Source organism: Pseudomonas sp. G5(2012) (assembly GCF_000408945.1).
In the GTDB taxonomy this organism is placed as follows: Bacteria; Pseudomonadota; Gammaproteobacteria; order Pseudomonadales; family Pseudomonadaceae; genus Aquipseudomonas; species Aquipseudomonas umsongensis.
In genome coordinates this window covers 44,928-63,423 of the sequence record NZ_APIO01000075.1, presented here as the reverse complement: position 1 = coordinate 63,423, position 18,496 = coordinate 44,928, and the positions used below count along the sequence as shown (strand labels likewise).

At 45.5% G+C, this 18,496-nt stretch carries 18 protein-coding genes and 2 pseudogenes; 9 read left to right on the top strand and 11 right to left on the bottom strand.

The window, feature by feature from the left end; translation table 11 throughout:
- Positions 1 to 10: 10 nt before the first annotated feature.
- Positions 11 to 1,423 carry an SrfA family protein gene (locus PG5_RS22270; RefSeq protein WP_020799386.1) on the bottom strand — a complete coding sequence of 471 codons (1,413 nt, stop codon included), beginning with the start codon at positions 1,421 to 1,423 and terminating at the stop codon, positions 11 to 13.
- A gap of 266 nt (positions 1,424 to 1,689) precedes the next feature.
- Here PG5_RS22270 and PG5_RS22265 point away from each other — a divergent pair, with 266 nt between their 5' ends.
- The gene (locus PG5_RS22265; RefSeq protein WP_020799385.1) at positions 1,690 to 2,901 is read left to right on the top strand and encodes an aldose 1-epimerase family protein; all 1,212 of its coding nucleotides are present in this window, start codon (positions 1,690 to 1,692) and stop codon (positions 2,899 to 2,901) included.
- 6 nt (positions 2,902 to 2,907) lie between these two features.
- Here PG5_RS22265 and PG5_RS22260 read toward each other — a convergent pair.
- Positions 2,908 to 3,453, bottom strand: a pseudogene (locus PG5_RS22260) (ATP-binding protein); the annotation flags it as partial.
- A gap of 238 nt (positions 3,454 to 3,691) precedes the next feature.
- Here PG5_RS22260 and PG5_RS22255 point away from each other — a divergent pair.
- Genes PG5_RS22255 through PG5_RS22245 form a run of 3 tightly spaced genes read left to right on the top strand, consistent with a single transcriptional unit; the run spans position 3,692 to position 5,415 of the window.
- Positions 3,692 to 4,366, top strand: coding sequence for a hypothetical protein (locus PG5_RS22255; RefSeq protein WP_020799382.1), 675 nt, complete (start codon positions 3,692 to 3,694; stop codon positions 4,364 to 4,366).
- 9 nt (positions 4,367 to 4,375) lie between these two features.
- Positions 4,376 to 4,819, top strand: coding sequence for a DUF488 family protein (locus tag PG5_RS22250; protein WP_020799381.1), 444 nt, complete (start codon positions 4,376 to 4,378; stop codon positions 4,817 to 4,819).
- Complete coding sequence (locus PG5_RS22245) at positions 4,816 to 5,415, top strand: DUF4326 domain-containing protein (RefSeq protein WP_042955642.1); 600 nt, start codon at positions 4,816 to 4,818, stop codon at positions 5,413 to 5,415. Before PG5_RS22250 ends, PG5_RS22245 begins: the two co-directional genes overlap by 4 nt.
- A 418-nt stretch (positions 5,416 to 5,833) precedes the next feature.
- Here PG5_RS22245 and PG5_RS22240 read toward each other — a convergent pair whose 3' ends face one another.
- Complete coding sequence (locus PG5_RS22240) at positions 5,834 to 6,541, bottom strand: hypothetical protein (RefSeq protein WP_020799379.1); 708 nt, start codon at positions 6,539 to 6,541, stop codon at positions 5,834 to 5,836.
- 342 nt (positions 6,542 to 6,883) lie between these two features.
- The gene (locus PG5_RS22235) at positions 6,884 to 7,318 is read right to left on the bottom strand and encodes a hypothetical protein (protein ID WP_020799378.1); all 435 of its coding nucleotides are present in this window, start codon (positions 7,316 to 7,318) and stop codon (positions 6,884 to 6,886) included.
- Between the two features lie 443 nt (positions 7,319 to 7,761).
- Here PG5_RS22235 and PG5_RS22230 point away from each other — a divergent pair, with 443 nt between their 5' ends.
- Genes PG5_RS22230 through PG5_RS34280 form a run of 4 tightly spaced genes read left to right on the top strand, consistent with a single transcriptional unit; the run spans position 7,762 to position 10,267 of the window.
- Entirely contained in the window at positions 7,762 to 8,712 is a 951-nt protein-coding gene (locus PG5_RS22230; protein ID WP_020799377.1) for a hypothetical protein, read from the top strand.
- Positions 8,703 to 9,071, top strand: coding sequence for a hypothetical protein (locus PG5_RS22225; RefSeq protein ID WP_020799376.1), 369 nt, complete (start codon positions 8,703 to 8,705; stop codon positions 9,069 to 9,071). Before PG5_RS22230 ends, PG5_RS22225 begins: the two co-directional genes overlap by 10 nt.
- Before the next feature lie 18 nt (positions 9,072 to 9,089).
- The gene (locus PG5_RS22220) at positions 9,090 to 9,740 is read left to right on the top strand and encodes a hypothetical protein (protein ID WP_020799375.1); all 651 of its coding nucleotides are present in this window, start codon (positions 9,090 to 9,092) and stop codon (positions 9,738 to 9,740) included.
- Positions 9,737 to 10,267, top strand: a complete 531-nt coding sequence (locus PG5_RS34280) for a hypothetical protein (protein ID WP_155943740.1) — start codon at positions 9,737 to 9,739, stop codon at positions 10,265 to 10,267. Before PG5_RS22220 ends, PG5_RS34280 begins: the two co-directional genes overlap by 4 nt.
- A 23-nt stretch (positions 10,268 to 10,290) precedes the next feature.
- Here the strand turns inward: PG5_RS34280 and PG5_RS22215 are convergent, their stop codons facing one another.
- The 6 genes and pseudogenes from PG5_RS22215 to PG5_RS33830 form a co-directional block, all read right to left on the bottom strand.
- Complete coding sequence (locus PG5_RS22215; RefSeq protein WP_256228627.1) at positions 10,291 to 11,775, bottom strand: relaxase/mobilization nuclease domain-containing protein; 1,485 nt, start codon at positions 11,773 to 11,775, stop codon at positions 10,291 to 10,293.
- Positions 11,772 to 12,227, bottom strand: coding sequence for a hypothetical protein (locus tag PG5_RS22210; RefSeq protein WP_020799373.1), 456 nt, complete (start codon positions 12,225 to 12,227; stop codon positions 11,772 to 11,774). Before PG5_RS22210 ends, PG5_RS22215 begins: the two co-directional genes overlap by 4 nt.
- Before the next feature lie 62 nt (positions 12,228 to 12,289).
- Positions 12,290 to 12,847, bottom strand: a complete 558-nt coding sequence (locus tag PG5_RS22205; RefSeq protein ID WP_020799372.1) for a hypothetical protein — start codon at positions 12,845 to 12,847, stop codon at positions 12,290 to 12,292.
- A 408-nt stretch (positions 12,848 to 13,255) separates the two neighbouring features.
- Positions 13,256 to 13,801, bottom strand: coding sequence for a hypothetical protein (locus tag PG5_RS22200; RefSeq protein WP_042955640.1), 546 nt, complete (start codon positions 13,799 to 13,801; stop codon positions 13,256 to 13,258).
- A gap of 119 nt (positions 13,802 to 13,920) precedes the next feature.
- On the bottom strand, positions 13,921 to 15,663 hold the full coding sequence (locus tag PG5_RS22195) for a recombinase family protein (protein WP_020799370.1): 1,743 nt from the start codon (positions 15,661 to 15,663) through the stop codon (positions 13,921 to 13,923).
- A 40-nt stretch (positions 15,664 to 15,703) separates the two neighbouring features.
- Positions 15,704 to 16,033: pseudogene (locus PG5_RS33830) on the bottom strand (ATP-binding protein); the annotation flags it as partial.
- Positions 16,034 to 16,067: 34 nt separating this feature from the next.
- On the opposite strand from PG5_RS33830, the gene PG5_RS22190 reads away from it, so the two are divergent.
- The gene (locus tag PG5_RS22190; RefSeq protein WP_042955639.1) at positions 16,068 to 17,783 is read left to right on the top strand and encodes a recombinase family protein; all 1,716 of its coding nucleotides are present in this window, start codon (positions 16,068 to 16,070) and stop codon (positions 17,781 to 17,783) included.
- A 236-nt stretch (positions 17,784 to 18,019) separates the two neighbouring features.
- On the opposite strand, the gene PG5_RS22185 is transcribed toward PG5_RS22190, so the two are convergent.
- Positions 18,020 to 18,256 carry a hypothetical protein gene (locus PG5_RS22185; protein WP_020799368.1) on the bottom strand — a complete coding sequence of 79 codons (237 nt, stop codon included), beginning with the start codon at positions 18,254 to 18,256 and terminating at the stop codon, positions 18,020 to 18,022.
- Positions 18,257 to 18,496: the final 240 nt, after the last annotated feature.

The following is an 18,496-nucleotide window of genomic DNA, read 5'->3' as shown; positions in this document are numbered from 1 at the left end:
TATTCCGTTTTTATTCGGCCACTTGCCGCATGGACATGGGGAATTGTTCTTTTCCGTAACCGCCGGTGCAGTCCGCGATCGAGGTCGCCCCTTTGCTGCAGCTGACCTTGGGCATGTCGTAAGTGCTGCCATCGCCGCAAACGGCCTGGCCCTGGCTGTCGATGGCCAGGCTGCCACCCTTCATAGTAGCGCTCACTGGCCCGCTGCATTTCGAACCGTCGGCCTGGTGCACGGTGACTTGGCCCTTGCCGTCCTTGAGCTGGTACTCCAGACGCAGCGGCTTGCCGGTTCTGCGGTCCTGTATCCCGGCGCCTGCGCTGTACTGGCCATCGAGAAACTTGGCGGCACCATCGGCGGCGTCTGGCGGGATGCTGAGGGGAGGGCCGGGTTTGGCGGCGGCGGGTTTTTCTGCCTCGGGCGATGTGACATCCGGCGGTGCGGTTTTGTTTTCGGGTGTCGCGGTTTTGTTTTCGGCTGCCGGGTCTTTGGCCGGATCTTTGGCTGGGTCGGCCGCTGCTGCATCAGCCTCGGTGCCTTTGGCCAGGTCGGCCGCCGCTGCATCAGCCTCGGTGCCTTCGACTGGCGGCGCCTCTACGTCATGGGTTCCGGTCACGGCGGTACCGATGCCGGTTCCAGTGCTGGGGCCTATAACGGTGCCTGTCACCGGGACGCCATTGACCGTCGTGACATTGCCGGTCTTTGGCGGCTCTTCCAGGTGTTTCTCTACTGGCACAACGCTATCTGGCAGCAAATCTACCGCCACCAACGGAATCGGAACGCACCCTCGCAGGCCGAGCAACAGCCACAACAGCAGGAGCAACAGCGGCAGCAACAGCCACCACCACCAGCGACGCCACCATGGACGAGCAACCACCGGCATGACGGGCGCGACAACAGGCGGTTCGACCTCGGGTGGCAGCGTAAACGCGGGTGGGACCTGATAGAGGCAGTGCAGGGGATCGCTATTGCCCGTACCGGCATGCTCGAAACCCCAGAAGGTCAGCACCGGTTTGCCTTGCACCAGGTAGACGAAGTTTTCGTCCGGGAAATGAATCACGCGCTTGAGTAGCTTACCGAACACGGCTTTGTCGCCTTGCGGCTGTTCGGCGGAGTCCGTACCCAGGAAACGCTGGCTCAATTCTTCGAGCGCGTTTTTCAATGCTTCAAGCTGGCGGCGGGCAGGGGCGCGTTCTTCTTCGGTCGCACTGCTCCACGGAATCACGTCGCCGTCGAGGGCGCTGTACCAGTCGATCCGGTTGCCGAGTTCATCGCTTTGAGGGATGGCCAGATGATCTACCAACTCGGGGTTCTTGCGGCGAATGGCTTCGCGCAATTGCAGGGCTGCCCGGTAGACCGGTTGACCTGTTTCGCCGAGGGCAGTGAATGACCCGCTCTTACCGCTGCGTAATAGTGCCCCGCGCATTCAAACTCCATACGATCCGTTGCGCAAAAATGACAGACAGATGTGTCTGTACGTGCTCCTGCATTTGGCGGGCGGCCTTAATGCCATGATGATATCACCGCCAGTCTGCCGGAGGTTTAAACCTTATGAGACTAACGTAAGCGTGCGGAGGTTGCATAAGGTCAATATTAATTGACGTGGGAAGGCTCGGGCGTGGGCTTTTTAAGCTTGCTGAATCGTTTCATCAGCGCTATAAAAAATGCACAACTCCAAGAAAGGCTTCCCCCATGACCTCGCTCAAACTCCTCGTTGTCCTTGGCGCGCTGTCCGCCTCCCACGCCATGGCCTGGGATTACGTCCTGCTCGACAGCGATAAAGCTGCGCAAAACTGGCAGATCACCAGCCAGCAACTCGGTGTGAAAACCGACCAACCCTTCTCCGTGACTCTTCGTACCCTGCACGGCGGTCGGCAAGAGGGCGTCAGCATCGTCGAGATCGATAACGGCAGGATGAAACTCTCCGTGGTGCCGACTCGCGGGATGAACGTGTTGCAGGCGTCGGTCGGTAGTGTGCGCATGGGCTGGGATTCGCCGGTCAAGGAAGTGGTCAATCCGTCCTTCATCGAACTCAATGGCCGCGGCGGTCTGGGCTGGCTGGAAGGTTTCAATGAGCTGGTCACCCGCTGCGGCTACGAATGGGTTGGCCACCCCGGCGTCGACAACGGCGAACTGCTGACCCTGCACGGTCGGGCCGCGAATATTCCTGCGAGCACAGTCACCCTGCACATCGATGAAAAACCACCGTACGCCATCACCTTGCGCGGTGAACTGAAAGAGCAGGCGTTCAAGAAAGTCGACTTCTCCGTGGCGACTGAGCTGGTCACCGAGCCCGGCAGCGTAACGTTCGCTCTCAACGACACCCTGACCAACAACGGTGACTATCCGAAGGAATATCAGGCGCTGTATCACAGCAACTTCAGCACGCCGTTCCTGGAACAGGGCGCCCGCTTCGTCGCGCCGGTGAAACAGGTCTCACCGTTCAACGATAAAGCCAAAGGCGATTTGTCGGACTGGCAAACCTATCGCGCACCGACCAAGGACTACGACGAGACGGTTTACAACGTGGTGCCGTATGCCGATGCCCAGGGCGATACGTTGACCGTGCTGCATGACAAGGCCGGTAGCCTTGGAGTTTCGGTCGGCTTCAACACTCAGACACTGCCCGTGTTCTCCCTGTGGAAAAACACCGACACCCAAGGCCAGGGCTATGTCTCGGGGCTGGAGCCGGGAACAAGTTTTTCCTACAACCGCCGTTATCAGCGGCCACTGAACCTGGTGCCGACCATTGCGCCGAAGGAACACAAGCAGTTCCGCATCAGCTACAGCTTGTTGGCGGATAAGGCGGCTGTGGATAAGGCCTTGAAGCAGGTGGGCGAGATTCAGGCGGGGCGGGAAACTGAGGTGCGGCAGACGCCGTTGGTTGATCTAACCAAAGGGTGATGCCGGCTAGAGCGTTGTCGGCCGATATTGCAGCGCCTCGGCCAAATGTTCGCGTCCAATTCCATCGGCTTGTTCAAGGTCCGCCAGCGTGCGCGCAACTTTGAGCAGCCGGTGCGCTGAACGCAGGGAGAGGTTTAGTCGTTCACAAGCGGTTTCCAGCCAGTTTTCATCGACTGTGGATAACTTGCAGTGCTTACGCAGCGCCGGTAGATCGAGAAAGGCATTGGCACAGCCCTGACGCTTCTGCTGGCGCTCGCGTGCCTCGGCCACTATCAATGCAGCGCTGGCGCTGTCCTCTCCCGGTTTCACGGGGGGATTCAGCGCCGTGGCCTCCCGTGCGACGGTCAGGTGCAAGTCGATCCGATCCAACAGTGGGCCCGACAGCTTGTTGCGGTAACGTTGCACCATGTCCGGTGTGCAGGAGCAGCGGCCCGTGGGTTCGCCAAGATATCCACAGGGGCACGGATTCATCGCCGCCACCAACTGGAACCGCGCTGGAAACCGCACGCGATCCTTCGCCCGGGAAATCACGATATGCCCGGACTCAAAAGGATAGTCTTTTCTCACACTTATAAAAGCGGGTTTTCCGGTTGCTATACGCCCGGCAAACGGTGCGTTTTTAGATCGAGGTGGTTTTGAGTGCTGGGACTTGTAACAGTGCGAGAAATGGCCAGTACCGCCATGGCCTGTATCTGCCGACTGGTGATCAACCAAAGAAGGGCTTGCCAACCGCCGTGGGCACAGAGAGGATGCTCAAAGGCACATCGCCATCATGGAAGGAACGCACAAAATGCCGTATCAATACCGGATCATTTGCTTGGCAAATTCTCGTAAGCTCAGTGGCCGCTGTGTGGCTGGTAAGGTGACTGCGGGAGACTACGCAGGGGCTTGGCTGCGTCCCATTGGCACTACTGCCACACATGAGATCACTGAGCGGGACCGTGAGTATCAGGATGGCACCACGGCCCAGAAGCTGGATGTTATCGACATCACCTTCACGAATACCGCCCCTGCTGGCGGCTTCCAGCGAGAGAACCACATCATTGATGACACCATTTATTGGGAGAAAGCGGGCGAAATGGTTGTCAATGATCTTGCAGGGATTGCGGATGCTCCGGCAACCCTATGGGAGAATGGCAATCACAGCTATTCAGGTGTGAACGATAGGGTCTCTGTTGAACATCTGACTGAACCCCGTCAGAGCCTTTATCTCATTCAGCCGCAGAACGTTACCTTCAAGGTCAGTGCGGAAGGTGCCCAATTTGGTAATCCTAAACGGGTGGTGCGTGCCAAGTTTACCTATAACCGCATTCAGTACGCTTTGACTGTGACGGATCCGGAGACGGAGCAACACTATAAAGCTCAGCCAAATGGTGAGTACGCGGCGAACGTAAGCTATTTCACCATCAGCCTTGGTGAGCCTTACAACGGTGATGCCTATAAATTGGTCGCCGCTGTATTTTAAGGGGTATAAATGAAGATTTTTACGATAGGTTTCACGGAGAAAAAGGCAGAACGTTTTTTCTCCTTGATAAAATTATCAGGCACAAAGCGGATTGTTGACGTTCGATTGAATAATATTTCTCAGCTCTCAGGCTTTGCCAAAAGAGATGACCTCAAATATTTCCTAAAAGAACTATGCGACGTTGACTACGTGCACCTGCCTGAATTGGCACCAACAAAAGAAATTTTGTCGCCATACCAGAAAAAGGAAATTTCTTGGCAGCAGTATGAGGATAAATTCCTCAATCTCATGGCGAAGCGAAATATTGAAAAACACGTTAAACCAGAAATCATTGACGAAGGATGCTTGCTTTGCAGTGAGCATCAACCGCACCAATGCCATCGACGGCTGGTTGCGAATTATCTTAAGGAAGCGTGGGATCAGTCCGATGCGGTTGTTAAAGATTTAGTATGAACAAAGATGCAAAAGTTTTAATTGCATACCCTAGCGACTTCCTTTCCTACTCTAAGTTTGAAAGGAAAGTCGATAGGATCATCAGCTCTCTTGATAAAGTGGAGCTGATTTTCGTATGCGACGAAAACGGATTCATTGAAAAGTATTCGGAGTCCAAAAGAGTGCCCAGCACTCCTTTTGGCTCAGATAAAGAAGCGTTATCGGAAGCTACACACGCAATTCTTTTCCAAGACGAGGAAAGGAACTGTTTTTTTGTCCTTGACAGTGAATTACGAGAAAGAAAAATACCTACAAGGATAATTAACCTAAAGATTACAAAGGTTTCCAATAAGGATGCTGGCGACCACTATGATGTTTACATCGGCAGGGGAACCCTGTGGGGGAACCCTTACCAAATGGGCAAAGAAGGCACTCGTGACGAAGTTATAGCCAAATTTGCTTATGATTTCGAAAGACGGTTTTTGAAATTGCCTGAAAAATTCGATGAGAACATCGAAAAACTCAGAGGTAAGACGCTCGGTTGCCACTGCAAGCCTGCGGCGTGTCACGGTGATGTAATCGCCAACTATCTCAACTCCCAAGACGACGGGCAGTGAATCGGCAGGTATACGCTTGTCGAGTGCCCAGATGCTTTCTCATTCCGTGGGTATTGGCCCGGTTGTGAACGCCCGGCCAATGATGCGTTAAAGCCCTCGACTCTCGATCAGGGTGGTTTTGAACGCTGGGACTTGTACCAGTGTGAAAAATCGGCAACCCTTCTTGTACCGTCCAAAAAACCGTATTAAGACGTACACCTCAATGCACGCTTCGCGTTGGGCGTGCGGTGGCTCGCCTATTCTGGTGATCGCTTCGCTTTAAAATCACAAGCTTTTTTAAAGTCCAGAAAAAGGGCCTAAGCACAACAAACCGTAGATGGATGAAAACGGAAAAATTACGCATGGGGATATATGCTACCCCTGCGGGGTAGTCGATTAGAACGGAAAAACGACATTAAAAAAGCCCTTTCGGGCTGGTTTATATTCTCATCATGTCTACTAGACTTTTATAGTGTTTGTTCGTGTCGTTAAACGTCACCATTACATCAACGCCATCAACGGTGTAAACAGGGTTTAATAATGATGGTCTCGTGGCTTTTATCTCTTCACTTTCGGTTACTTGATAGTCAAATGGCTTTAACGTTTGGATCAACGTTAAGTGACCCAAATTACATTTTAACGTTTTTACTATCTTGCGGTCTTTTACGATTGAAATTGAAACTCTGTATTCATATTTTAATTCTTTGAAAAAGAAGAAATCCCTAGGCGTCATAGCTTCATGAAATGCTTCTCTATGAACCGGATCAATATCTACATTGTTGATCGCTACCAACTCGTTTTTATCAATCAATCTCGCGTAATTTTCACAAGTTGAAATTCTAGAAATCGCTTTATATTTCTTCGTCTTGCATATCTTGATTACAGAATAATCATAATCAAATTGATCATCTAAATCGAACAAGTGGATTTTTTTCTGCGTGGCTTCTTCGTATTCTTCTGATTTAAAATAATCATCAAGCAAATATTTGGCAACGCTGACAGTCGCTGGTGACTTACTGACTAATAAAAATCTTGTTGCATCTATGTCTCTGTTCTTGAAAATTGAATCAACGCTGAGCAATGCACATCCATAAAATACTTCGGATGCTAAATCGACTAAATTAAATTTCTTTTTAATGTTTTTCATAAATCTCCTTCTGTATGTTGTTACTTAAATGAAAACACATAAAAAGAAGAAGTCAACAGAAAGGGCCTAAAAAAATTAGAGTGTAGGGCTTATTGTCTAACCCTATTTTAAAATAATGTTCGACCTTAAATATATTTTCAATCTGCTATTGACACGCGATTTATGGCTTACGCAAGCCATAAAACGACCATCGCAAAAATTGCTAATCTCAATAATTTGCAAGATTTTCTAAAATAAAATTGCCGAAATCTTATTGAAAAATAATTTGTCAAAAGAAAGGGCCTAAACCCAAAAGGCACAAAAAAGCCCCAATTAAGGGGCTTAATTTTTTCTCGAAAAGTATCAGCCAGCGACAGGAACGCCGTTCAATTTTTTGATCAAGGCGTCGAAGTCCGCAACCTTGTTTTTCTTGATCAAGTCATTGAGATAATCGGCGTATGTCGTGAAGCCAAGGGCTTCAATCGTTTTACTAACGGCTCCGGCTTTCTTGCTTTGCAAGACGGTTTCAACGCCATTGATCATGACCTTGAACTTTGGAGCTTTCGCCCTTGTGGTCTTCACGCTCACGCTTTTAGGTGTTTTGGCGGGCTTATGGTCGCCGTGAAGGGAATGCACCACGCCGACAAAATCGGGCACCGTATAGCCGTATTTATTGCGAAGGGCTTCAAGCTCTTCGACAAATTTCATTACTTTTGCTTCTTGTTCATTCGATTGAAGGCTTTTGATCTGCTCTTCAAGCTGCTTTTGTTGTGCCAGTAGATCAAGCAATTTAGACATTTTCAACGATCCTTGATAGTGGTTTTCGGGATCATAATTTCCTTAATTAAAAATGTCAAAATAAAGGGCCTAAGCTCTAACCAGAAAGGTTTTTGATTTTAGATCCACCAGATGGTTTTGACGTTCTGCTCTCATATTTTATATATACATTTACGTAGTAAATATCTTTTACCTTCCTGAAAACATCAAAAAAGCCCGCAAGAATCAAGGAAATCAAAAATGGCCGGTTATAGTTAACTGTAACCGACACATCAAAAATTGTGGTTGTGGTTATAGTTAACTGTAAGATCGCAAACAAATCTACCGCATTTATTCATTAAACAAAGGGTAAAGCGGACAGCATTAAAATATGGTTTGATATTTATGTAAATTTTTTCTCGTCAGCTATTGATAAAGGCAAAAATTATGGTTTGATATATATATGAATTAAGGATTTTATAACCATGGAATACATTATCACGACAAAAAAAAGAAAAGTTGCAACACTAGAAAGCTATATTTCAGTGCCGAAACTGTTCCTTGCTTTGCCATTTTTTACGCCTAAAAACTCGACTTCAACTGAAAGCATTATCACAGTTGAAAAGTTCGGGGAGTTGAAAGATATAAAAATGAGATCTGTCAACCTCTCAGTTATTAGAGACTTTGAAGTTTTTCTTTTCTTGATGAAAAAAGCATATTTGAAGAAATCTAATACCTTTAAGTTCGATAATACTGAAATATACAAGCTTTTAAATATCGAGCCGAATCATCGCGACAGCTTCATTAAAGACGTGTTTATTAACATGATTGAAGAGAAATTAAGCTCAATTGACATTTCATATACAAAAAATGAAGACGGTATAAAAACAAGATCCGGATTTAAATTTATTGAATATCGACAAGTAGACAAAAAGACAACCTCAATAAGACTAAGTAAAGAATTTATTGAGTTCTTCAACGAGCTTGAATACCTATACGATATACCGCTAGAAATTTTAGCGTTATTAAAAAATGAATATCAACGAATTTTGTATATTCTCTATGTTTGTAATAGAAAGAACGCGACTAATTTTTTCACCGTTGAAGATTTAAGAAAGCGTTTTAATGTGTCAAATAAAATGCTAGATAAAACGTTCGTGATGAACATCAGAAAAGCAAATGACTCATTATCAGCTCTTGGATTAATAACGAAATACGAAGAAGACAAGGAAGGCGGAAAGAAGAACGGCAAAACAACGACATTTAAAGTCGATTACACATACAAGACCTTATACACGAATTTAAGCAATAAAAAGGCGGTTGCCGCTAAGAATTTAGATGCGTTCAAAAAACCAATAAAGGTCAAACAATCTAGGACTTTAGAAGAAACGGAACAACCAAAATTAACAGATGATGGAGATCAAGAATGGGTATAAAAAAAGAAGATCAAAAGCCGCTATCGCGTGGCTTCATAGTTGAATCACTCACGATGAGAATTGAAGCACTTGTTCACTTGATAAAAAGCGACGTGATAAGAGCGGCTATCTCATCAAAGTTGGGCGAAATAAAGGACATTAAAGCACTGTATCAATTGTTATCGCTAGCACAAGCATCTATTGAAAACAGTGAACTCATTGAAAATAAAATCAAAGGCGGTTTGACTTTTCACCCGATCACGGGTGAGTTATTAAGTGAACTTGATTACACAGAGATAGTAGATTATTTCATCGAAATGGGAAAAAACGAAATGAATACCGTTAAACCAAAAAACAACAATAAACCGAAAGCGGTTTAAGTTAACAATAGGGGAATTATGAAAAAAACGATGTTGCTTTTAACGCTTTTATACTCAGTGCATGATTTTGCTGCTAATGACTTTTGTGAAAACGGTTGCACACTTCAAGAGATCGAGGCGAAAAACAAAGCGAATTACAAAACCCATGAAGAATGGGTAATTCATAATGAAGCACTTGAAGCTGAGGAATATCGCCAGTGGGTTCAAGAGCATCGTGAAGCACAAGCCAGAGCAGATGCTTTGCCTAAGTCGGTTTACGTCCCCGGTACGCAATACAGGACGTGTGTGCAAGACGTTTATGAGCAAGCCGCTAGCTTCCTAGGTGAAGATGCAAATACTCAAATTTCAGTCAGTCAAGACATTGACGAAAAATGCACTTTCGACGTTACTCGATTTGATGATCTAAGTCATGCTTGCGAAAACCTTTCAGCGTTATCCGCAATTGCAAGAATGAAGAGTCATCAAGAAGAAACATGCAGATATGAGAAGGAAAAATGGAGGTTATACGAACAGTATAGAGATGTAGTTTATACGCCAGCATGGACGCATAGCGTTGAGCTTGAATATTTAAACAAATTGAAACCTATTGAACAAAAGCACTTTGATAACGTTATCAAGAGTAATGAGCAAGAAAAACAAACAAACAACAATAACGAGGTATCACAATGATCAAGCTTTCACTTTTAACAATCGCATTATTCGCTTCAATGTCAGCGAATGCGGCTTATGTCATAAAAATCCCGATGGAGCAAAATCTAGGCGGGCATATGCAAGACAATAGCATTGCTTTCGTTGGTAAAAACGGTGGGGGTTCTAATCCACCAGTAACGCCAGATCCAAAACCAGAAGAACCAGCACAGCCGGAAGAACCTACCAGAGAAAGCGTTTGTGCTTCTGCGAAGCAAAATGTTATCAGTATCGCAGCATCACAAAATCTAGGCGTAAACGTTAAATACATCTATCCACTTCCGGCTGATAAATGCGTTTTGATGGTTATGTCGATTGGAAAATTTACAGATAAAGCGTCGTTAATAAATTTTGGCAACTCAGTTGCAAGATTGAATATTGAAAATTATTCAATCGGAATTGAAAGATATAGCAGCACCACAGTTGATATGTTCATAAGCTCTGCAACGACTGACGTGGACGCACAAGCTGATAAAATTTGGTCACGATATCAAACAGACAAGAAATAAAAAGAACGCCTAAAAGGCGTTTTTTAATTGGGTCTTAACTGGTTTCGTCTTCTTCTTTCGTTTCGATGATGTACATCTTCCGCTTCATTTTTTTGAGTTTTGATTTCTGCATCAAGAGCACGCATTTCCGAAAGCTTTTCTTCCATGGTACCCGCTGAAAAACTGTTTGTCATATCACTCATTTTATCTACGGCACCGTCAAGCAAACTAGCAGCGATCTCTACGGCTTTACTACTGACAGCTTTTGCAGCACCCCCAATGTTTTCGATTTCTGGATCTTTTGTTTTTACAGCGGGTTTTTCGGTTGGTAAAGACTTAATATCATTTTGCTCAGATGGCTTCTTAAATGCTGGGTTTTCGAGCTTCATTTTTTCAAGTTGTGCTTTGTCTAACTGGGTCGGTTCATAGCCTTTAAGCGAATAACCTTTTTTATCAAGATTCATCATGTGAAATTGAAGCCATACGACACGCTTGAATGCTTCATCACCCCTAATGTGCAAAGCGTCTGTTTTGCCGCTTTCTGTGAGCTTTTGAAGTCCGGCTTTGATCACCATCGGGCTGATGCTATTGAACCTAGCAGTACCATTGGAATAGCTGAAGGCTTTTTTGGTCGAATCTTTGAAAAAGAAATCGTGACCGTCCGGTGTATCGAAGCGAGTATCTACAACGCGATTCTTGATCCTACGTTCAGTAATAGCTGATTGCTGATCGTGGAAATCACCGCTAATGCTTCCAAAATCACGCACAGGGGCCGTTTTCACTCCAAGACGTGCGAGAGTATCGGAGAACTCGGGATCGTCTCCTAAAGCGGCTTTTAAGGTCTTATAGGACACGGCAAGGTCGGAAGCCTTGAAGGTCTGACCGTCCTTCGTCATTGAATACGCATCTTTGCCGCTGTGGTGAATGTCGAAGCCCGCACCATTGGCAAGCATCAAGAATTCGGAAGCTGTCAAAGCATTATCCAGAATGGTTTTAAGCTCTTTCTTGAAAGTCTTCTTGTACTCATTTTCGTCTTTTGGTTTGCGATGTTCGTTGTACAAGCCATATTTCAATTCAAGCTTTTTAATGATTGGATTGTAATCAATCATCTTGTTATTGACCTTTTTCGTTTCGAGGTCTGTAAGGTGGATCATGGCGTGAACGTGGTGATGCTCGGTGTTTCTTTCGACAACAAACAAATAATGGCGATTTTCATTCAGGCTGTTTTTAACCCCATTCTTTAAATAGACTTCTTTCGCCATTTGGATCATTTGTGCATCTGTGAATTTGTGTCCCTCGCTCGGGTGAAGTGAAAGAGCATTGAATTGATATAAGTTTTTTTGATTGTGAACGCGGTCGCCTTCAAAAACCTTTTTTATTCTTGTGGCGTATTCCATATTTGATTCACCTTCCAAACGGGGGATGGTGCAATCTATTGCGTCACCTTCTGGGTTAAGTTTTAAAAGGTAGTTGGCTGATGATCTGGTTCTATTACCTCCACCTTTTCGCATTTTCATTTTATTGATCATGACTCAGGCCCCCTTTTTTTCTTGGCCTTAATTACTTCTTTTAGGGTTAAGCCCGTTATTCTTTTTACATTTTCTTCGTAGATGCAATATCCTTTAATTGCACGATCTAGATTTGCAGAAAACGAAACTATGGCGTTAAGATTTTTCCCATCATCTTTTTCTAGGTAATTGATAAAGTCTTTTGCTCTGTTTGGCTGGGTTTGAACAAGGTCTATGCCTTTCTTGATGTTGTTTCCAAGATCTTTGGCTTTTGATAAAACGGTACTGTATTTCTCGACCTCGCTCACTAAGACGATGCCGGAATTATTTATTGAATTAAGTACGAGTTCGGCAACTGATTTTGAGTTGGTCGCAGCCATTGCGGCTAGTAGAAAATCTTTTTCTTCTTGCGTAACGCGGAGGGTAAAACGTTTGTCTCTGTTTCTTACTCTTGGTTTTTTGTCATTGCTCATGTTTCTCCTGATCGATATTTTTTAATTTGCTGAACAAAGGCCGGGGCCTGTTGTTCGTTGGTTCAATCGTAGCGTCCGCATTTTTTGAAATGGTGGTAAAGTCTTTCTACTTCATCCGCTGTCGCCCATTTCAAAGGTGTAAATTTGTGATCCTCTCTTTCTAATCTGCATTTATGTAGTCTAGTATTTGATAAATCTCTAAAAAGGGTCGCGGTTTCCTTCTCGATCACGTATTTAACCATTTCAACGCTTTTGAGTTCAAAGGGGTTGAAAACGTATTTTTCAAGCCAATCTTTCAACACGCCTTGAAAGTCGCCGCAGTAGAAATCGTGCCCGTAGTAGCGTAAATCCATAAAAACAGCGGAAATCGAGCTTAATACACGTTCATCTAATTGCGGGTAATCTTTGTGGAAATCGGCATTAACGTAAAACCAATTTATTTCTTCAAACTGCCCATAATATCTAAGCCTTAAAGTTTTACCTCCCATGTTGTGGTCAATTTCTATATAAGTATCTTCTGCACTTACGCTCAATATCTCAGCGTCATTACCAAAATCAAAGTCACCAGAAAATAAATCATCTAGGTTATCGAAATCGTTATTGTCTTTTTTCTCTGTCATAATTCTCCTCATGTTTAAGGTTTGTTTTTTCAACAATGAGCATCAGCTAATTGTTCGGGTCTTGCTTTTGATTTTCTGTAATGGCCGCAGACATTGCAGCTACCGGCTTTTGATCTTGCTTTTGCTTTTGCTGTTGCTCTTGATTTTAGTTTTCAAACGAAGTGCGAAAACCAAGCGGCCCGTCCCGAAGGGTGGACAGACACGACGAAGTCCGTGGCAGTCCAAGGGCCTTGCTTGCAAAGTCTTGAAACCTTACTAATACAATTACCATATTATAATGTGCTGTCAAATTAGTGGACTGCCAACTGTATTAAACACTGGACTGCCAATTTTAGGACTGCCAAAAAAAATGGCCATCCAATTTGGACAGCCATCTTATAGGCAGAAATTTTAAAGCGATCAGTTTTTTTAAAAAACTGTTCCGTCATCTAGTGCGGATTTCAGCTCGCTTTTGTAATTGCTTTTATTGAACTGTTCAACATTTTTGTAGGTCATTAGTTTTTCAGGTGATTGATATTGGGTGTCACTTGAAAATGATTGAAATGTATCATCATCAATCATTCTTATGTGCATTTGAAGCTCTCTTGAATCGTAGCCATAAAACTCAACAAATCCGGGAATTTGACTTTGACGTGCTACCATCAAAGCTTCTTTGACTGGCTCGTCATAAAGATAGAATGTAGCCATAACCATAATGGCCCCGCCCGATTCAGTATCATTCTTGCCAAACTGTGTATTCACATATGGTTTGAATACTACACCACCATTCATATCTTTAGTTTGCCCCAACCACTTTCGCTCTTTAACAGCACTGATTGTCTTGTTGATAGGGCCTGAATATTCAACGCTTCTTCTATCTTTATCAAGCTCGACGTGTTTAAAGGTTTCTGCATGTGCAAATACGGATGAAGCCGACAACATGACGGCCAACAACAATCCGAGAGATTTTTTCATTTTTCTTCCCTGTCCTTGTAAGAAAATAAGTAAGCCAAATGGATTTTAACACAGAGTAATATTAAAATGCCATCCTTGGGTCGATCCGAATGGGTAGCTTTACCGTCTTTCTTGCCTCTTTAATGGTTAGGCTTTACTACTGTGTTCATATGTACGTTCAGATTATTAATGCCAAATTCTTTCAATGGATTGTGAAGCGAAAATTTTTTGCCAACCCGATAAATCTCAGAGTCTGCTTTATCCAAAACAGCCATGAATAGTGTTCGTGTTTTGGCTTCATAGTTAAAAACGAATTTGAAGCCGTTCGATTTAAAGAAGTGATTGAGCTTCAAACGGCCTTCGTCGGTACTATAAAGCTCAATAATGTCTTTATAAGAATAGATTTCAAGACTGCTTTCAGCGTTGTCTATCTGAGCACTTAACGCATCTATATCCGCCTTTGCATTCTCATATGCTAGTTCTGCATCTGCCATCTGTTGAATGAAGAATGAAGGGATGCGACCATCTTTATACTGTGAAAATGAGGCGGTCATGTTCTCATAAAGCGATTTAGCTTTCGCAAGCTCATTTTCTGCTTCGTAAAATTCTGCTTTTATCGCTTCTGTTGCTGTCGATTTGCTAAATAACGATAAAAATTGATTTCCGAAGTCTTCCATTTCAATTTCATCATTTGTCACGGTGCTGTTGTAATCGGCTGGCATTTCCCTTGCCCACGAATGAATATCATCAAATTCTAATTCATCGCCGGTCAGTTGTTTCACCATCTGCAACAAGGCACCAAATGCAAAGTCAAAACGAAAACGGGGAACGTCGCAATGGCTCAATGTTTCTTTTCGTGTATAGCAATGAAAATAGCCGTATTTGATGCCCTTCTGATTGATTGACTTTTCAAACATAAGACTTTGACCGCACACGGCACATTTCACGCAGTGCTTGAAAATGTTCAAATAACCTTCTGTATTTCGCCCATAGTCTTTGACCTTTCCGCGTAGCTTCATTGCTTGCAAAGCGTCTTGAAATTCTTTGTGCGTTAAGATTGCCGGATAATAGTTTTCAATATAACGCTCAAAAACCTTCTTTTTTCCGTCTCTTTTTTGTGACATTAGGGTGCCGATGGGATAACGGCTAGTAAGCATTAAATGTACGGTTTTACGTGACCATTTACGTTTTGATGTGAGATTTACTTTTTTAAGCGTGTTTGAAACACCTTCATATTTCAAGCCCTCGAAGATTTCCTTAATTTCAATGGCTTCATCTTCTACAATTTCAAAGCAATTTTCTTCGGGGTCATACCGTAAGCCATACGGAGGATTATGAGCATTGAAAGGCACACCATCTGTTGCCTTGGTCTTGGCTTTATTCCAAGCGGAACGCCGACGCTTTGACTTGATTTCGCTTTCTTCGTTGGCACGCTTCGCAATGAGACTGATCATTAAAAGATTTTCAAAATCTTTGTCAGGATCTTCATAGGAATAGATTTTGTTGTCTGTCGTGGTGTAGAGCTTCACACCTTTTTTCAAGATTCCGTCTTGGATCAGTGCAACACCATCAAGCACCCGCATGCGGGTAATCCGGTCGATGCTCTCAACGACCAGAAAATCACCTTTCCTGATTTCCCCGGATTCGATCCGATCAAGAATGCTTTTGAGCTTCCCTACCTTTGAGTTTTCTCCTGTGAACGCTGATCGACCGGGATCGATGATGGTTTCAACGACGGGGACACCTGTTGACGATGTGAAGAACTCTAAGGGGCTTGTCTGCCGGTCATAACTGTCTTTGTCGTCACCACCCTGCACGGTGCTAGACCAACGAACGTAGGCGATTGCCAAGGGCTTGGATCGGTCGATTTTCAGGGTTTCCATGTGTCCTAGTCCTGAAGGGGAGAAGTGCATAATACGTCCATCCGCTCTCCAATGGTTCTCTTAAAACTTCCAGCACCCGGCGTTCAAACTCTGGAAGTTCGTCCAGAAACAGGACGCCATGGTGGGCGAGGGTGATCTCGCCCGGCTGCGGTTTCGAGCCGCCACCCACTAGTGCGGGGCCTGAGGCAGAATGGTGGGGTTGGCGAAACGGCCGATGCGGCCAATGGCTCAGCGGTACGCAACTGGTAACGGATTGGATCGCCGCCACCTCCAGGGCTTCGCTTTCGGATAGCGGCGGCAGTAGCCCGGGCAGGCGACTCGCCAACAGCGTTTTTCCGGTTCCAGGCGGCCCGCTGAACAGCAGGTTGTGCTACATTACACCTACGTCAAATTTCGAGACTGCCATGTCGACCCCGCGCACAAAGGCATACAGCTACATCCGCTTTTCAACACCAGAGCAAGCAAAGGGTGATAGCTATCGCCGTCAGCGGGCCGCAGCTGAAACGTACTGCATGCAAAACGACCTTGAGCTAGTCAAAGACGAAGGCTATCTGTTTTTTGATCGGGGCAGGTCAGCATATAAAGGCAAGCATCTGGACGATACGAGCCAACTTGCGCGGTTCCTGAACTATGTCCAAGATGGCGTTATTGAGTCAGGGTCGATCTTGATTATCGAAAGTCTCGACAGGCTGAGTCGCGAGCATGTAAGAGCCGCACTGCCTAGGTTTTTGGATATTCTGGGTAGTGGTGTCCAGATATACTCGGTGTCTGATAATAAGTTGTATAGCAAAGACTGGGATGAACGGGATCTACTCATTGGTATTTTCCAGATGAGTCGTGCTCACAGCGAATCAAGTCTAAAAGGCGAGCGTGTAAGTAAGGCCTGGAAGCAAAAGCAGAAGGATGCACGTGAGACTAAAAAGCCTTTAGGGCAAGCATGTCCTTATTGGTTGAAGCTTGAAGGTGGCAAGTATGTCGAAATTTCGGAGCGGGTTGAGGTAATTAGGGAAATCTTCAAACTTGCGGTGTCCGGTCACGGTCATCGTGCAATCGCAAAGATACTCAACGCTGACAATGTGCCTATATTCGGGTCATCAAGCCGAAATGCATCAGGCGCCTGGGGTAGTAGCTCGACTGGTAAAATACTTTCCAATCGGGCCGTCTTGGGTGAGTACCAACCGACCGGCCTGATTGACGGTAAGCGCGGGGCGCTGGGTGAGCCCGTACTGGGTTTTTTTCCAGCAGTCATTAGCGAGGATTTATTTTTCGAGGCTCAATCTGCTCGTACAACGCGGAATGTCTCAAAGGCCACGAAGTCAGCCGCAAACTTCAATTTGTGGCAAGGACTCGCCAAGTGTTCGCTTTGCGGTGAATCCATGCATCTGGTAAACAAAGGTTCACCGCCTAAAGGGGGTAAATACTTGAGATGTTACGGAAGCGCTAAGGGCCGGTGCACAAACAAGATTGTGCAGCTTGTTGGTGCTGAACGTGCATACATGGAGATCTTAGCCAAGGTTGATAGCTTGAGTCTTGTTCAGGATTCACAAAATAAAATTCGAAAAGAAATTGCAAAGATTGATCTCCAGCTAGATTTGGTTAAAAAACGCCAAGCTGAGATCGAAAGCCAGATACAAGATGTAAGCGGAGAGCTTCCTGGTTTTGTAATTCAAGCGGCCTTGCGCGTTGACCAAGAGTTAAAAGAACTAAAGAATAAAAGAAATGAGCTAAAGCGTGATTCTCAGCGAGAAAAAATTATAAATAAGGCTGATTTTTTCTCGAAACTTGATCTCATAAGTTTTGAAGGGCGAGCTAGAGCAAACTATTTGCTAAAAGCGCTGAGGGTGCAAGTTCGGATCGAGCGCCAGGAAAACACCGTGTATTACGCGGTTGAAGCGGACAGTGTCCTGACTTTCGTGATGAAGCAGGTTTCCGAACTGATTGAATACTACCCGTACACCGGAGAACTGACTGAAATATTGCGCAGTCAAGGTGATGATGGCGCCTTTGCAACGATGCATTCAGGCATGGTTGCAAGGGCATTTGAGCTGTTTGAGCTTGTCCGAGAGCAAAGCCGAATAGAATCCATGCTTGCTAATAAAACAGTGCCGAAGAAGATATAGCTTGCAAATACGCTTCGCCGCTTTACAACTCGACAAGCAATTGCTTTACACCTGCCGCCGTGCAGAATCGCTCTACGGCGGTCAGAGAGCGCCATAGGCGCTTCTCTTCTCTCCTGCTGCGCACTGGTAACCAGATAGTGCCTATTCGCCCTTCTAGGGCCCAGGACGGGCCTTCACGAACGGCCCGTAACTCTTTTAGCGCGTTGTTTTCGACAAGCGTGCTCAAGATTTCTTGATCAATCGTCTTCTTCGTCATCTGGGTTAATCCAATCCTCGTAGGCGATATCGAGCGAGGTTCCGGCTTCTGAGCCAGTGTGTTTGGCGCTGGCTAATTGTAGCGACAGCCAGGTTTCTAAAACGTCGCGTTGGTAAGGGCAGGGAATATACGCTTCCAAATCATCCGCCAGATACTCTAAACGCTCCTGCGTGCTCATTTCCGCGTGACGCTTATTCATAACGATCTCGGTGTGCATCCTGAGGCCTCCGGCCATTGGTGAGGACGTGCATCGTATACCAGAATAGTGGGTTCTGGTAGTCCGGACACCCACATTCTGGATAAAGCTTTATTCTGAAAAAGGCTCTAGTACGAGGGTGGCAAGGAAGGCTGGCACTTTGCTATTCTCATTGCCTTTTTGACGCTCTTCCCTACGCATGGTCTCCCCACATAGCAAGGCAAGGTCGCCTGCCGGCAGCGGGCGCCTACCAGCCAGCGG